We start from the raw sequence: 14,532 nt of genomic DNA, 5'->3' as shown, positions 1-14,532 counted from the left end.
ATATTAAATTTATTGGTTGTCAATAAATTATGCAGGTAAATGAAGCGCTTTTAACCGCTCTGTTAAAGCAATGTTCTCTTCGGGAGTGCCGACAGTTATACGCAGGCAGCCTTCGCATAGTTCAACTTTCGAGCGGTCGCGCACAATAATACCCCGATCGACCAGATGATTGTAAATACCCCTGGCATCGGTAGTTTTAACTAAAATAAAATTCGCGTCGGATGGGTAGATATCCAGTACAAAATCAAAATCTTTTAAAGCTAAGACCAGTTTATCGCGCTCAATCAATGTTTGTTTTATCCACTCATTTACCTGGTCCACATTTTGCAAGGCTCTTAATACCAGTTGCTGTGTAGCTTCATTAATGTTGTAGGGCGGTTTTACACGGTTCATCACCTCAATGATCTCTTCGCTGGCGAATGCCATGCCTAAACGTAAACCGGCTAAACCCCATGCCTTTGAAAGGGTTTGTAGTACTACCAGGTTGCCATACTCGGTCAATTCCTGTATAAAGGTTTTTTGGCGGCTGTAATTAATATAAGCTTCGTCGACCACTACAATGCCATTAAAATTAGCCAATAATGTTTCTACATCTTCGCGGTTAATTGAATTACCGGTCGGGTTATTCGGCGAGCAGACGAAAATCATCTTGGTGCGATCGTCTATTGCTTCGGCTATGCCATCCAGGTTAAGTTGGTAATCGGCAGTAAGATGTACTTTACGGGCTTCTACATCGTTAATATTGGCCGAAACCTGGTACATACCATAAGTTGGGGGCACAATAATCACGTTATCTACGCCCGGATTACAAAAGCTCCGGAACAGGATATCGATAGCCTCATCGCTACCGTTACCTAAAAAAATATTGCAGACAGGTACACCTTTAATTTCGCTTAAACGCTTTTTAACATTGTACTGCAGTGGGTCGGGGTAGCGATTATATTGTTCATCCAACGGCGAACCGAACGCATTTTCGTTGGCATCCAGGTATACGCTTGCCTCGCCCTGAAACTCATCTCGTGCAGATGAATAGGGGGTAAGGTTCTTTATATTTTCTCGTAGTATATTGTTTAAATCGAACATGTCGTATTTTTATTACATCATTGCGAGCGGTAGCGAAGCAATCTCTACATAGAACATTCGATGCATCTCACCGGCCTGAATAGCTCAAAGATTACTTCATCCCTCGTAATGACGGTTTTGTTTTATTCTATTTATTCTTTTCTAATCTCACACTAACCGCGTTTTTATGGGCGTGTAAACCCTCTAACTCGGCTAAAATTTCTACGCTTGGCCCGATGTTTTTGATGCCATCAGGCGTGATATGCTGAAAAGTGATCTTTTTTACAAACGAATCGACAGATACGCCCGAATATGCCCTGGCGTACGCGCTTGTTGGCAGCGTATGGTTGGTTCCCGAAGCATAGTCGCCCACGCTTTCAGGTGTCAGATTTCCTAAAAATATCGAACCCGCATTTACGATATCGCCGGTTATCTGCTGCCAGTTTTCTGTAGCCAATATCAAATGCTCGGGGGCGTAAAGGTTGCTGAAAGCCATGGCTTGTTTCAGATCATTTACCAAAACGGCATACGAGTTTTCGATAGCCTTGCCGGCGATCTCCGCCCGCGGTAATACTGGTAATTGTCTCTCCATGGCATCAATAGCACTATCTATAATAACCCGTGATGTTGCTACTAAAATCGATTGGCTGTCTGCTCCATGTTCGGCCTGAGCCAGCAAATCGGCTGCAATAAATTCCGGGTTTGATGTTTCATCCGCAATAATCAATACTTCCGACGGGCCGGCGGGCATATCAATGGCGCAGGTGGTTGTTGACTGAATAATGGTTTTGGCCTTGGTTACAAACTGGTTTCCCGGGCCGAATATTTTATCAACCGCCGGGATGGTTTTGGTACCATAGGCCATCGCCGCAACCGCCTGCGCGCCACCTGCCAGGTATATCTTTTCAACACCAAGCAGTTGGGCAACGTAAGCAATAAAGGCATTTACTTTGCCGCTTTTTTGCGGTGGCGAGCAAACCACAATTTCTTTACAGCCTGCTATTTGGGCGGGTATGCCTAACATCAATAAAGTGCTTGGCAATACCGCGCTGCCGCCGGGAATATATAAACCCACGCGTTCGATGGCGCGAGCCTCACGCCAGCAGGTAACGCCGGGCATGGTTTCAATTTTATCTTCAGCCTTTAACTGCGCCGAGTGGAATTTTCTGATGTTATTATAAGCGGTTTCTAAGGCCGCTTTCTGCTCGGTTTGCAATGTGGAAGCCAATTCAGCTAACTCATCTTTATCCAGATACAGCTTTTGTAATTCAACTTTATCAAACTTATAAGCATATTCAAGCAAGGCATTATCGCCATGTTTGCGCACATTGGCAATAATTTCTTCTACAATAGTGCGTATCTCATTCGCCGGGTCAACATTGCGTTGAACCAGTTCGCGGAGTTCGCTTTCCGAAAGTTCGCTGTATTTATATGTTTTCATATAAGTTGCCTGTTTTCCGTTGTCTGTTATCAGTTTTAATTATCAGGGAACTGACAACTAATTACCGACAACTGACAACTGTTTCAAACTATTATCTTCTCAATCGGCATTACCACAATGCCCTGGGCACCGGCCTGTTTCAGCTTGCTGATCTTATCCCAAAAATCACGTTCGGGGATAACGGTATGCACCGCCACCCAATCTTCCTCGGCCAACGGCACTACCGACGGGCTTTTTACACCCGGCAGCAGCTCAATAACCTGCGGCAGGTTGGCTTTAGCTACGTTCAATACCACATATTTTGTTTCTTTAGCGCGCAGTACCGATTGGATACGTGCGATCAGCTCTTCGATCAGATCCTGGTTTTCGATGTTCTTGTTGCCGATCAGTATCGCTTCCGACGACATTACATCGGCAAAAGGTTTTAAACCATTGCTCTTTAGCGTGCCGCCGGTTGATACGATATCAAATATCGCATCGCTCAATCCCAAACCCGGCGAAATCTCCACCGAACCGGATATCATGCGGATATCCGACTGAATGTTGTTCTCCTTTAAAAATTTACCTAAAATAGCAGGGTAGGATGTGGCGATGGATTTACCTTGCAGGTCGGTTAAGGTTTGAAAATTGCTGTTGTTGGGTACGGCAATCTTTAAAGTGCATTTACCAAAGCCCAGGCGCTGCAGGTAATTTACATCCACTTCGGTTTCCTGTATCATATTTTCGCCTACTATGCCCAGGTCGGCAATACCATCCTGTACATATTCAGGTATATCATCATCCCGCAGGAACAATATTTCGAGCGGGAAATTCGACACCGGCGATATCAATGAGCTTTTATAGTTATCAAAGCTTAAGCCGCAATTTTTTAATAATTCAACAGATTTTTCGTTCAAACGGCCCGATTTCTGGATCGCTATTTTAAGTGTTTTCACAAAGTTTGTATTAAGGATGTTGTTAGATTAAACGGTTCTGATCTCTCAAAAATTAACATACGGGTATGCCATCGTTACTTGGTACGATGATGCAGATGGAGATGATGTATGTTAAAACCGTTCATTAAATTCAACCTTTGTCGAGGTAAGTTGCGGCAAATATAGGCAGATATTTAGAAAAACAAAATCAATACAACTGTTAATCTACGTTCAGATAGTCTATCTGCTCATTTACAAAGCGAATAATGTCGTTCCTGGTCAATTCTACTACCTCAAACGGGCTTGAGGTTATTACGTCGAGAGTAACGTCTTTAAAAGTGACTGTGTAGTGCTTTCTGTCTTTATATAAACTATCCTCATGGCGGTGATGAACTCTGTTAGCTACTTTTAGTTCTTCTATCCAAGGCGAGTTCTCTACTTCAAAAAAGCTGTACCACTTTAATCCAAACTTAGCCAATGGGTGGGCTCCTAACGCTTCATCATTGGGATAACCATACTTATAAATACTGAAGTTAAACTTTAATGCATCGATAATGCCATTACTTTCTTCGAGTAAAAGATATAATTCATGCTGAGAAGAGATGATGAAATTCTCATACATAAACTTGTATTCTTTCTTCAGTTCTATTTCTTTAACCAAAGGTGTCCTTGAAAAAATACCCATAAAACTCTTGATTATGAATCGCTTCCTTAAGGGTGTAGCGGGCTTTACAGTTGATCTCTCACCTCCAGCAAAAAGCTCTTTAGATTCTCCAGCGCGTTAATTACACTCTGGTTATCCTTGCTCTCGTTCAGGTTTTGTTTCAGGTGATCTTTGGCGCCTTGCAGGGTATAGCCTTTATCGTTGATCAGATGGAAGATGATCTTCAGGTTCTCTATATCCTCAGGCGTAAAATAGCGGTTGCCTTTTTTATTCTTTTTAGGCTGCAGAATATCAAATTCCTTTTCGTAAAAGCGCAGTAACGATTGGTTAACATCAAACATCACCGATACTTCGCCCATGGTATAGTACATCTTGGTTATGTCGCGTTCTTTGTAAGGCATACGCAAAGATAGTTATTTGTTTTAATGTTAAAATGTTGGAAGGTTTTAAGGTTATAAAAGTAATATTTTGGGCGTTTCCCTTCGCCTGCCATAGCATTTGGCCAAGGCTCGCTTCGGGCCAGGCTTTCCGCTTATACTGCACAGGCATTAGCCACAGGGCCGGTATCCCTGCCTGCCGGCAGGCGGGCGCTTCAATCCTTAACGCAAACTTCTTCATAGCGATGGGTCTAAAACCCATTGCTATATGAGATTGGGCGACTTTCCCTCTTTCGGCCTTTCCGACTTTCGGACTATCTGCTATCTTTGCAGCTCTATTTGTATAACTCCATGACCGCATCCCAGATACGCCAGGCCTTTTTAGATTTCTTTGTTTCTAAAGGACATACCATCGTGCCTTCGGCACCTATAGTTGTTAAAAACGACCCTACACTGATGTTCACTAACGCCGGTATGAACCAGTTTAAGGCCATTTTTTTAGGCGAAGAAGCACCTAAGGCCCCACGTGTTGCCGATACACAGCGCTGCCTGCGGGTATCGGGCAAGCATAACGACCTGGAAGAAGTAGGTATCGATACCTATCACCACACCATGTTCGAGATGCTGGGCAACTGGAGCTTTGGCGATTACTTTAAAAAGGAAGCCATAGCCTGGAGCTGGGAACTGCTTACCGAGGTTTATAAACTGGATAAGAGCCGTTTGTACGTAACCTATTTTGAAGGCGACGAAAAAGAAGGCCTGGCTAAGGACCAGGAAGCTTACGACCTTTGGGCGCAATTTGTAGCGCCGAACCATATTTTACCCGGCAATAAAAAGGATAATTTTTGGGAAATGGGCGAGACCGGACCCTGCGGCCCGTGCTCGGAGATACACTACGATAGCCGTCCGGATGCCGATAGAAAAGAAAAAGATGGCGCTGAGTTGGTAAACGGCGATCACGATCAGGTAATCGAAATATGGAACAACGTGTTTATGCAGTTTAATCGTTTAAGAGACGGTAGCCTGCAACCTTTGCCTGCCAAACACGTGGATACCGGTATGGGCTTTGAGCGCTTGGTACGTGTACTGCAAGGCAAGACATCAAATTATGATACCGATGTTTTTCAACCGCTGATACAGTTTATTGCCGAAAAAAGCGGCATTGCTTACGGTAAGGATATTAAAACAGACATCGCCATGCGCGTAATGGCCGATCATATCCGTGCCATCAGCTTCGCCATTGCCGACGGGCAGTTGCCAAGCAATAACAAGGCCGGCTATGTTATCCGCCGCATTTTGCGCCGTGCCGTCCGTTATGCCTATCAATACCTCAACTTCAAGGAGCCTTTTATGAACCAGTTGGTGCCTTTGCTGGCACAGCAGTTCGATGGCGTATTCCCGGAAATAGTGGATCAAAAGGATTTTGTGCAGAAGGTTATTTTGGAAGAAGAAACTTCGTTTTTGCGAACTCTGGATCAGGGGATTAAGAAGTTTAATGAAATTAGTACAAGTGATGTTATTTCGGGCGATGCGGCATTTGAACTTTCAGACACGTTTGGTTTCCCTTTAGATTTAACCGAGTTGATGGCCCGTGAGAAAGGCTTAACGGTTGACATTGCTGGTTATGAAGCTGCTTTGGCTCAACAAAAAAATCGCTCTAAAGTGGCAGCTACAGTTAATGCGGGCGACTGGGTTGTTCTGCGCCCGGGCGATAATACGCGTTTCATCGGTTATGATGAATATCAATCGTACTCCCAAATATTGAAATACCGCAAGGTGGTTGCCCAGGGTAAGGAGCAATATCACCTGGTATTGGATATTACCCCTTTTTACGCCGAAGGCGGCGGCCAGGTAGGCGATACCGGGCAGATCGTAACCGAATGGGCCGACGAGCGCACCGGCCCGATAGTTTTTGATGTGAAAGACGTTAAAAAAGAAAATGGCCTTACCCTGCATATCTGCGATCTGCAGCCTACCTGGACGGAAGCCGGTGAAAAGCCTACCGTATTGCCCCAAAACATGCCTAACCGGGTTAATGCTTATATTAATACCGGCCTGCGTATGCTTACCAATGCCAACCATTCGGCTACGCATTTAATGCACGCGGCATTGAAAGAAGTATTGGGCACGCATGTAGCGCAAAAAGGCTCGCTGGTTAACCCCGAGTACCTGCGCTTCGATTTTTCGCATTTTGCCAAAGTATCCGAGGACGACCTGGTAGTTATCGAGCGTATCGTGAACCAGAAGATTATGGAAGACATCCCGCTGGAAGAAAACCGCGACATGCTGTACAACGACGCCATTAATGCCGGCGCTACGGCCTTATTCGGCGAAAAATACGGGAGCACGGTTAGGATGATCACCTTCGACGCTAATTTTAGCAGTGAGCTATGCGGCGGTACGCATGTGAAAGCCACCGGGCAGATCGGGTTCTTCAAGATCACCTCCGAGAGTGCTGTCGCAGCCGGTGTACGTCGTATTGAAGCGATCACCAACGCCGTGTCGCTCAATTTTATCCAGGATCAAAGCAAAATGGTTGACGACATCAAAGGTTTGCTTAAAAATCCGAAAGATATGACCAAAGCCATCGCTGAGTTGCTCGAAGAAAATAGTAAGCTTAAGAAGGATCAGGGTAAAGCATTACTGCAAAAGGCCTCGGGCTTAAAGCAAGGCCTTGCTGATAAGGCTCAGAATATCAACGGAATCAATTTCATTGCCGAAATGGTAGACCTGCCTACTGCCGATGCAGTTAAAACCCTGGCTTACGGTATTAAAGATATCGTGGCGGACATGTTTTTGGTGCTGGCTGCCGATATTGAAGGCAAGCCCAACCTTACGGTAATGTTAAGCGAAAACCTTGTGAAAGAAAAAGGACTGGATGCCGGAAAAATTGTACGCGAGTTAGCTAAAGAAATACAGGGTGGCGGCGGCGGTCAGCCATTCTTCGCTACAGCAGGCGGTAAGGATGCAAGCGGTTTGCAGCGTGCTTTGGATAAGGCGAAAGAGTTTTTACCAAAGTAATCGCTTAACCGTGTTTGAGATGTATTAATGCTTCGTACTCCGGATATACTTCGGGTTGTGCGAGTCCCTTATCGGTACCTGGCGCCCCCGGTAATCGCGGTAGCTTAAATATATGGTCCTGTCTTCGTTAAAGTTTAAATAGGGCCGAGGCTTATTGATAATTACCTTATATCCTGAATACAGGTCATATCTGGCATATTTTGGCGGCAGATTATTGGTAAAAACCCAGCGGCCTCCGCTCAGGTAAATAAACTGGTGCGTTGCCACGCAATAATAAGTCTCAATATTGGGCAGGTAGTAATAATCCACCCGATCGTAGCCTTCAGGGCCCCAAATTGGCTGCGAACTGATATTAACATGCTGACCGGTCTGCGCCATACTTTCATTTTTATTTCCAAAACAAAGTATATAACCCAGGATGCCGATCATCAAAAGCTTATTCATCGTCGTGTTTTATGGTACATGGCCCTGCTAATTCAATTATGATGCCGTTTTTGATGTCAAAAGGTGTTTGAGGGGCTTGCACGCAATAATTTAAAAAAGAAATTTTATGTAAGTTTGGCAGCGTTAATCCGTCTGATGGGTTAACCAGGATTTAGAATGACAAATACAACCCTTATTAACACTGATAAATATGAGTTAGTTGTCGGATTAGAGGTGCACGCGCAGCTTTCTACCGAGAGTAAAGCCTTCTCGTCTGATTCAGCTGCTTTTGGCTCAGGTCCGAATACCCACATTAGCCCGATATCTTTAGGTCATCCTGGCACGTTGCCGCGTTTAAACAGCAAAGTTGTGGAGTATGCCATTAAGATGGGACTGGCTGTAGAGAGCCGTATCAACCTCAATAACCACTTTGCCCGAAAAAACTACTTTTATGCCGACCTGCCCAAGGGCTACCAGATTAGCCAGGATACCGAACCTGTTTGCATCGGGGGAAAAGTTGAAGTAAAGCTCAAAAGCGGTGAAATTAAGGATATAGCCATTCATCATATCCACATGGAAGAGGATGCAGGCAAAAGCATGCACGATCAGCACGATACCGAATCGCTCATCGACCTTAACCGGGCAGGTGTGCCTTTGCTCGAGATCGTATCAGAGCCTGACATGCACAGCGCCGAAGAAGCCTACCAATACCTTACCGAGATACGCCGCCTGCTGCGTTATCTCGATATTTGCGATGGCAATATGGAAGAGGGTAGTATGCGCTGCGATGCCAATATTTCGGTACGGCTAAAAGGCTCAGAAAAGTTGGGTAACCGTTGCGAGGTAAAAAACCTCAACTCTATCCGTAATGTGCAGCGCGCCATCGAACATGAGTTTTTGAGGCAGGTGTCGGTAATTGAAGCTGGCGGTACCATAGATCAGAATACTTTGAATTTTGACGCTGATACCGGCGAAACTTCGGTATTACGCTCGAAGGAAATGGCTAACGATTATCGTTATTTCCCTGATCCGGATCTGCCGCCGGTGATTATTTCGGAAGAGCAGGTACAAAACATCCGTAAGGCTATGCCGGCTTTACCGAAAGAGTTGTACCATAAATATACCAGCCAACTGGGTCTTCCCGCGTACGATGCTTCGGTGATCACCGCCGATAAAGAGATGGCGATGTATTTTGAAGAGCTGATCAATCATACGAGCCATTACAAAGCTGCTTCGAACTGGATGATGGGCCCGGTAAAATCTTACCTCAACGATAACGGTATTTCGATCAGTGCGTTTGCATTAAAACCTGCCCGGATTGCCGACATTATTGGACTGGTTGAAAGTGGCAAGGTGAGCAATTCGGTAGCTGCCCAAAAAATATTTCCTGAGTTAATTAAGAGTCCGGCCAAAACAGCCCGGCAAATAGCAGAAGAGCAGAACCTGGTCATCGATCAAAGCTCGTCGGATGTGGCTTCATTCATTAAACAGGCATTAGATAAGCATCCCGACAAGGTAATTGAGTATCACAAGGGTAAAAAGGGGGTTTTAGGTTTATTTATGGGCGAGATCATGAAAATATCAAAAGGAAAGATCGATCCTAAAAAAACCAACCAGTTATTAATTGAAGTATTAGAGTCGTCAAAATGAGAGTAAAATCATTAGCTTGTTTAGCAGTTGTTTTTTGTGCCGTTACATCGATCACCTCATGTAAGGATAACGACAATTTTATATTGAAAGGGCTGGTAGATAACCCCGGCAAGATCAAAACGGCTTATTTATTGGCGCCGGATACCGCATTGAGCTATTCGATGACGACTGTCGACTCGGCGGCGTTGAGCGACGGTCGTTTTTCGTTTAAGCGCCAGGCATTCTTTCCAACATTTTATAAAGTGTTGTTAGGCAGCCATACTTATGATATCATCGCTAAAAACGGCGATGAGATATCATTTAAATTAAACGGCAAGGATACTACTTATACGTATGAAATTTCCGGATCAGATGATTCGGAGAATATGTATAAGCTCAATAAAATGAGCAATTACTTTGCGGCTATTACCACAAAGCTTACAAACGAGTACGGAGCAAAGGCTAAACAGGCAAAGAACAAAGCCGATTCAGATGCGCTTTATAAACTGTATTATCCAAAGTTTATCCAGAACATGGATGATTATGGAGCAAAAACTTTGGCGTTTATCGATTCGAACAAAAACTCATTAGCTGCTTTTTATGCCTCAAAAACATTGGATAAATATAAATACGAGCAAAAATTAGTTGCCTACGCCGATGTGGTCAAAGATAAATTCGCCGGAAATAAGGATGTGCAGAACTTTGTAAAAGAGATGGAGGCTGTAAAACCTTTATCTGTGGGCCATGCAGCCCCCGAATTTACGCTGCTCGATTTTGACGGCAAGCCTGTTAAGCTGTCCGATTATAAAGGCAAATACCTGATGGTGGATTTCTGGGCCTCGTGGTGCATGCCATGCCGCCAGGAAAACCCCAACGTAGTAAAACAATATGCCCGGTTTAAAGATAAAGGGCTGAACATTTTAGGTGTTTCGCTCGATAATAACAAAAAAGACTGGGCGAAAGCCGTGGCGGCCGATAAGATAACCTGGCGCCAGGCGGGCGATCTGAAACGCTTTGACGGCGCTACCGAAAAATTGTACAAAATAGAAGCCATACCGTCAAATTTTATCATCGATCCCAATGGCATTATCGTAGCCAAAAATATCACAGGAACTGACCTTGAAGTTTTTTTGAACAAAACGTTTAATAAGCCTCAATAGAAAGTTAAGTTAATGTAATCATTAACAATTTGTTAATATCTATTTAACCTTTTGCTTTAATTAAGCTTATACATTTACACAAAAAATACAAATGAGCAATTCAAAACAAAAGATTCTGATTGTTGACGATGAACCGGATATTTTGGAGTTGATAGAGTATAACTTAAAGAAAGAAGGTTACCAGGTATTTACTGCACGCAATGGTCAGGAAGCTGTTTCTGAAGCTAAAAAAGTACTTCCCGACCTGATCATACTGGATATCATGATGCCTAAAATGGACGGTATAGAGGCCTGCCGCATTATGCGCACCATGCCCGAATTCAAAAACACGTTCATGGTATTTTTAACCGCCCGCAGCGAAGAATATTCAGAAATAGCCGGGTTTAACGTAGGCGCCGACGATTATATAGCCAAGCCGATCAAACCGCGCGCCCTGGTGAGCCGTATTAACGCTATACTAAGGCGCAATTCGCCAACTGAAGAAATATCTGATAATAAACTCGAAATAGGCGATCTGGTTATTGACCGTGAAGCTTACCTGGTTTTTCAAAATGGCGAGAAAGTAGTTTTAGCTAAGAAAGAGTTTGAATTGTTGTACCTGTTGGCATCGAAGCCAGGCAAGGTCTACACCCGCGAGATCATCCTGAAAAACATCTGGGAAGATTCGGTTGTAGTTACCAATCGCACCATCGATGTACACATCCGCAAGCTGCGCGAAAAGCTCGGCGAAAACTATGTTTCGACGGTTAAAGGCGTAGGCTATAAGTTCGAACTGCATTAATATTAATTTCGGATTTCGGATGTCGAATTTCGAATTTATTTTTCTCAATGATTTTATTAATTGCTGTCTATAGACTGTAAAGTTTGGGTGTTTTGAAGATTTCGTTATCTATTAAATTCGAAATTCGACATCCGAAATTCGAAATATTGCGATATTTGCAGCCAAATGAAAATACCCAAGCTGCAGGACCTGATATTGTTTGAGAATGATGACGTTATTGTTGTAAATAAACCACCATTCATTAGCTCGCTTGATGAGCGTGAAGGCGGAGAGATCAATATGCTGCGCCTGGCTAAAAACTACTGGGATGATGCACAGATATGTCACCGTTTGGATAAGGAGACTTCAGGAGCGCTAATCATCGCCAAAACTCCCGAAGCTTATCGTTACGTATCTATCCAGTTTGAGAAGCGCCAGGTAAAAAAGGTTTACCATGCAGTTATCGAAGGCACGCATGTATTTGAAGATTTGCAGATCGATCTGCCGATATTAAACTCTGGCAAAGGCAACGTAACTATCAGCCGGCAGGAGGGTAAGAGGGCAGAAACCCATTTTCAGTCTATCAAATACTTTAAACATTATACTTTGGTCGATTGCCGCCCGGTTACCGGGCGTATGCACCAGATCCGCATTCACCTTGCAACACAGCGTGCATCGATAGCCGGCGACGAAATGTATAAAGGGAAACCTGTGTTTTTATCCGAAATTAAACCTGGTTACCGCATCGGTAAGGATCAGGAAGAATTACCGATCATGAAGCGTTTTGCGCTGCATGCTTACGAGGTAAGTTTTAAAACCAACGAAAATACACCTATAACCGTCCACGCGCCCTACCCAAAAGATTTTGAAACGCTGTTGAAATTGCTGGATAAATTTGATAGCTGATATCAAACCAGTAAAAGCTGGTTGATCTCTACTCTTTCGTGTGCGCTTATTTTACTCAGGTCGAGTACGATCTGCCCCTCACCGTCGCGCTCGAAAACCGGGCTGAATTTAGCGCCCCAAACTATCTCGTCGGATTGGTAGGAGGTGCGCGAATGTACTGTCTGCGCAAAGGTATCGTCAAAGGCTTTCAGCAATACGGTGAAATTTACCTGTGCTTTGATCATGTCTTCGTAGGTAACTCCTTTTAACGGGCTGTGTTCATCCAATGGGTGTACCACCGTCCAGTTCAGGCTCAGCAAACTAACGCGTTTGCGTTCCAGTTCGAGTTGAACAAATCGCCTTACGGGTTTACCGTCAACCTCCTCTACGTATGACAGGTTGAGCTCAACCTGCAGGTCGATAAGCGAGCTACGGCGTTGATTCGCCAATCGGAACATCAATCCCAAACCATTCTCGCCATAAGGCGCCACAATCAGGTGTTTGCTGTAAATAATTTTTGCTGTGGGCCTCGAAAAACGTCCGTATAATAAACCCGTAGCCAATGCGAATGTGAGCAAGCCCATCATCGACTCAAAAGCCGCAACAGCGTTGGTGGCAATACCTGATGGGCTCATGTGGCCGTAACCGACCGTAGATATGGTTTGCGCTGAGAAAAAGAAAGCGTCAAAAAAATGCTCGACAGGCGTGCGCCCTTCCGATCCTGCGAGATGTTCGGCTCCCAAAAGCAGGTATACAACTGTAAACAGGAGATTAATGATAATGTATCCGCTTAATACCAGCAGCCAGAATTTGGTCCAGCGCATGGTAATTAAAGTATGATAGTTATTTGATGTATCGAAAAACGACAGGCCTTTGCGCTTTACATTTACCGACCCATCCTGGTTGATCAATCGTTGGTTTTTAACAACTGCCTGCGTGCCAAAGCCGAGGTCGTTTTCGGGGTTGAATTTTACTTTTTTAAATCCCATGCTGTAAATATGAGGCTAATACCTGTAAATTTATTATAATGCTTGTTTTTAGAAAAAACAATTTCCATATTTGTTGCAACAAATGAAAAAAGCGGGTTTAAATAACAACTGGTGGTGGCTTAACGAGTAATCGTAAGGCATCCCTGTGTTTAAACTATAGTAAATATATTTGAAAGGGTTGCCCAAAATGGCAGCCCTTTTTTATTGTGATAAATTAATGAAACAGATACTAAATCATCTTTTTGAGCACAAAACCTTCAGCAAGCAGGAGTCGAAAGCCATCTTGACCGATATTGCGCAGGGCAAGTACAACAGCTCGCAAATGGCAGCTTTTATGACGGCGTATTGCATGCGCAATATTACCGTAGACGAGTTGGAAGGATTCCGGGATGCTATGCTGGAGCTTTGTCTTCCGGTTGATCTGGGCACCGACAACATGATCGACCTTTGCGGTACCGGTGGTGACGGAAAAGACACTTTCAACATTTCGACCCTGGCGTCATTCGTGGTGGCAGGTGCAGGTTATAAAGTTGCCAAGCACGGCAACTACGGTGTTTCTTCGGGCTGCGGCTCATCCAATGTGATGGAGTATTTAGGCTACCAGTTCACCAACGATAACGATAAATTAAAAAGAAGTATCGACGAAGCAAATATCTGCTTTCTGCACGCCCCGTTGTTTCATCCCGCAATGAAAACCGTTGCGCCCATTCGCCGCGAACTGGGTGTAAAAACTTTCTTTAATATGCTCGGCCCGATGGTTAACCCGGCTAAACCAAAAAATCAGATAGTTGGTGTATTTAGCTTAGAATTGGCTCGTTTATATGCTTACCTGTACCAGAAATCAGATAAAAATTATACCATCCTGCACACTCTCGAAGGTTATGATGAAGTGTCGCTAACCTGCGATTTTAAAACTTTCAGTAAAACAGGCGAGAAGATAAACAGTATTGTTGACCTTGGTTTTGATAAGTTGCTGCCTGCAGACATAGCGGGCGGTAGTACTGTGCCCGAATCGGCAGATATTTTTATCAGTGTTTTAGTTGGCGAGGCAACCGCGGCACAAACCAATGTTGTACTGTGCAATGCAGCCCTGGCCATACAAACGCTTAGCCCTGGTAAAAGCTTTGGGGATTGTTACTATGAAGCCGAAGAGTCGCTGTTAAGCAAAAAAGCATTGATCAGTTTTAAAAATCTTACAAACAACTGA

The 14,532-nt window shown here is 44.1% G+C and carries 13 protein-coding genes; 6 read left to right on the top strand and 7 right to left on the bottom strand.

Annotated elements, in window-relative coordinates; translation table 11 throughout:
• Positions 1-27: 27 nt before the first annotated feature.
• From hisC to BEL04_RS04630, 5 genes are all read right to left on the bottom strand, one after another.
• On the bottom strand, positions 28-1,083 hold the full coding sequence (gene hisC / locus BEL04_RS04650) for a histidinol-phosphate transaminase (protein ID WP_066000710.1): 1,056 nt from the start codon (positions 1,081-1,083) through the stop codon (positions 28-30).
• A 127-nt stretch (positions 1,084-1,210) separates the two neighbouring features.
• Complete coding sequence (gene hisD / locus BEL04_RS04645; protein ID WP_066000708.1) at positions 1,211-2,503, bottom strand: histidinol dehydrogenase; 1,293 nt, start codon at positions 2,501-2,503, stop codon at positions 1,211-1,213.
• An 83-nt stretch (positions 2,504-2,586) separates the two neighbouring features.
• The gene (hisG, locus tag BEL04_RS04640) at positions 2,587-3,438 is read right to left on the bottom strand and encodes an ATP phosphoribosyltransferase (protein WP_066000706.1); all 852 of its coding nucleotides are present in this window, start codon (positions 3,436-3,438) and stop codon (positions 2,587-2,589) included.
• Between the two features lie 199 nt (positions 3,439-3,637).
• Positions 3,638-4,102, bottom strand: a complete 465-nt coding sequence (locus tag BEL04_RS04635) for a hypothetical protein (RefSeq protein ID WP_139112916.1) — start codon at positions 4,100-4,102, stop codon at positions 3,638-3,640.
• A gap of 44 nt (positions 4,103-4,146) precedes the next feature.
• A complete protein-coding gene (locus BEL04_RS04630; protein WP_066000702.1) occupies positions 4,147-4,482 on the bottom strand; it encodes a MerR family transcriptional regulator in 336 nt (111 codons plus the stop codon).
• A 327-nt stretch (positions 4,483-4,809) separates the two neighbouring features.
• Here BEL04_RS04630 and alaS point away from each other — a divergent pair, with 327 nt between their 5' ends.
• Positions 4,810-7,479 carry an alanine--tRNA ligase gene (gene alaS / locus BEL04_RS04620; RefSeq protein WP_066000699.1) on the top strand — a complete coding sequence of 890 codons (2,670 nt, stop codon included), beginning with the start codon at positions 4,810-4,812 and terminating at the stop codon, positions 7,477-7,479.
• A gap of 24 nt (positions 7,480-7,503) precedes the next feature.
• Here alaS and BEL04_RS04615 read toward each other — a convergent pair whose 3' ends face one another.
• Positions 7,504-7,923: a hypothetical protein gene (locus tag BEL04_RS04615; RefSeq protein ID WP_066000696.1), complete on the bottom strand. Its 420-nt coding sequence runs from the start codon at positions 7,921-7,923 to the stop codon at positions 7,504-7,506.
• A gap of 156 nt (positions 7,924-8,079) precedes the next feature.
• On the opposite strand from BEL04_RS04615, the gene gatB reads away from it, so the two are divergent.
• From gatB to BEL04_RS04595, 4 genes are all read left to right on the top strand, one after another.
• On the top strand, positions 8,080-9,552 hold the full coding sequence (gene gatB, locus BEL04_RS04610) for an Asp-tRNA(Asn)/Glu-tRNA(Gln) amidotransferase subunit GatB (RefSeq protein WP_066000694.1): 1,473 nt from the start codon (positions 8,080-8,082) through the stop codon (positions 9,550-9,552).
• A complete protein-coding gene (locus BEL04_RS04605; protein ID WP_066000693.1) occupies positions 9,549-10,691 on the top strand; it encodes a TlpA disulfide reductase family protein in 1,143 nt (380 codons plus the stop codon). The genes gatB and BEL04_RS04605 overlap by 4 nt, the downstream gene beginning before the upstream one ends.
• Before the next feature lie 91 nt (positions 10,692-10,782).
• The gene (locus BEL04_RS04600) at positions 10,783-11,472 is read left to right on the top strand and encodes a response regulator transcription factor (protein ID WP_066000692.1); all 690 of its coding nucleotides are present in this window, start codon (positions 10,783-10,785) and stop codon (positions 11,470-11,472) included.
• A 165-nt stretch (positions 11,473-11,637) separates the two neighbouring features.
• Positions 11,638-12,357: an RluA family pseudouridine synthase gene (locus BEL04_RS04595; protein ID WP_066000691.1), complete on the top strand. Its 720-nt coding sequence runs from the start codon at positions 11,638-11,640 to the stop codon at positions 12,355-12,357.
• A 2-nt stretch (positions 12,358-12,359) separates the two neighbouring features.
• Here BEL04_RS04595 and BEL04_RS04590 read toward each other — a convergent pair whose 3' ends face one another.
• Positions 12,360-13,325, bottom strand: coding sequence for an ion channel (locus BEL04_RS04590; RefSeq protein ID WP_066000689.1), 966 nt, complete (start codon positions 13,323-13,325; stop codon positions 12,360-12,362).
• Between the two features lie 217 nt (positions 13,326-13,542).
• Between BEL04_RS04590 and trpD the strand changes: the two genes are divergently transcribed.
• On the top strand, positions 13,543-14,532 hold the full coding sequence (gene trpD / locus BEL04_RS04585) for an anthranilate phosphoribosyltransferase (RefSeq protein WP_066000687.1): 990 nt from the start codon (positions 13,543-13,545) through the stop codon (positions 14,530-14,532).

Source organism: Mucilaginibacter sp. PPCGB 2223 (assembly GCF_001705515.1).
Classification (GTDB): Bacteria; Bacteroidota; Bacteroidia; order Sphingobacteriales; family Sphingobacteriaceae; genus Mucilaginibacter.
The sequence above is the reverse complement of the archived record's forward strand: the minus strand, read 5'-3'. Positions and strand labels throughout refer to the sequence as shown.